This window comes from Pseudomonas sp. SIMBA_067, from assembly GCF_046534675.1.
GTDB lineage: Bacteria > Pseudomonadota > Gammaproteobacteria > Pseudomonadales > Pseudomonadaceae > Aquipseudomonas > Aquipseudomonas putida.
In genome coordinates this window covers 1-259 of sequence record NZ_JAWRYH010000730.1, presented here as the reverse complement: position 1 = coordinate 259, position 259 = coordinate 1, and the positions used below count along the sequence as shown (strand labels likewise).

Here is a 259-nt window from a genome sequence, read left to right as displayed (position 1 = left end):
GCACGTGAACCCGGCCTATCGCAAGAACGCGGCTCTGACCAACGTGGTCAACGGTGTTGATGATTACGCGGATCCCGATTACCTGCCGGTGCAGGAGACCGAATACAACGCCGAGCTCAACTATGGCATTCATTTCACAGACTGGCTGACAGTCCGCCCAAACCTGCAGTTCGTTCGACACCCTGGTGGGGTGAGGGAGGTGGATGATGCTTGGGTAGGTGGGGTGAAAGTCCAAGCCACCTTCTGACCTTTGTCACGC

General features: G+C 57.1%; 1 protein-coding gene. It reads left to right on the top strand.

Annotation, left to right across the window (positions count from 1 at the left end):
• Positions 1 to 247 (top strand): carbohydrate porin (locus SB765_RS31090; protein WP_410932685.1); only part of this gene is annotated, 247 nt, incomplete at its 5' end.
• Between the last annotated feature and the right edge of the window lie 12 nt (positions 248 to 259).